This window comes from Escherichia sp. MOD1-EC5495, assembly GCF_002965965.1.
GTDB lineage: Bacteria > Pseudomonadota > Gammaproteobacteria > Enterobacterales > Enterobacteriaceae > Escherichia > Escherichia ruysiae.
Genome location: NZ_PTRI01000056.1, coordinates 1 through 924, shown reverse-complemented (window position 1 = coordinate 924; position 924 = coordinate 1). Strand labels below are relative to the sequence as shown.

The window sequence follows — 924 nt, the reverse complement described above, 5'->3', positions numbered from 1 at the left end:
GACTATCACTTATTTAAGTGATATTGGTTGTCTGGAGATTCAGGGGGCCAGTCTATACATCTTGACCATATTCTTTTCGGCGACATGCTCGGGGTAACCATCGGCGATATAATCCAGACGGTGATTATTGCCGGGCTGGTTACACTTGTTATTAGCGTAAAATGGCGGGATTTTTTGCTGTTCAGCTTTGATTATCAACAGGCGCAGGTAAGCGGTTTGCATACGAGATGTCTGCATTATGGGCTGCTGTGCATGGTCTCTCTGACCATTGTGGCGACGCTGAAAGCGGTAGGTATCATTCTCTCCATTTCTCTGCTCATTGCGCCTGGCGCCATTGCGGTACTCCTGACACAACGCTTTCATATTGCGCTCCTACTGGCGATTGGCATATCGGTAATAGTGTCAATGACTGGTGTCTGGTTGTCCTTTTTTATCGACAGTGCACCAGCTCCGACGATTGTCGTCTTATTCGCGGTTGTGTTCATCATGACGTTCACCGTTACCAGCATCAACGCACGCACAAAGGGAAACACCCATACACAGGATTTGTCATCACCCAATTAGCACAACATCCGAGGGCAGCATCGTCCGCTGGCCCACAGAAGTCCGGAAAGTCATGGAAGGTCGTTGTTGGGAGGAGGTACAAATTCTCTCATGCAAAAAATACGTAAAATCGATAATAGCTGGAAATAATTCAATACATGCACTCTCGAAAGTGCATCAGCCAACCGCAGAACGTTATTGCATACAACGTTTCTGCGGCATAATCCCAATGATTACTCCCTGACAGGGTTCGTAGGCCACTCAATATCAGGTGCAGTTGATGTATCAACACGGTTCAGCAGCATCCGATACTTTTTCCAGGCTTACAGCAACGGGGTTTCTTCCTCCGTTGCATATACAGCTCACCTTTTTTCACCCACG

At 47.4% G+C, this 924-nt stretch carries 2 pseudogenes; one reads left to right on the top strand and one right to left on the bottom strand.

What is annotated here, in order from left to right:
• Positions 1 to 54: 54 nt before the first annotated feature.
• A pseudogene (gene sitD, locus BEG40_RS21515) lies at positions 55 to 564 on the top strand (iron/manganese ABC transporter permease subunit SitD); the annotation flags it as partial.
• 212 nt (positions 565 to 776) lie between these two features.
• Here sitD and BEG40_RS21505 read toward each other — a convergent pair.
• Positions 777 to 896 (bottom strand): annotated as a pseudogene (locus BEG40_RS21505) (tail fiber assembly protein); the annotation flags it as partial.
• Positions 897 to 924 lie beyond the last annotated feature (28 nt).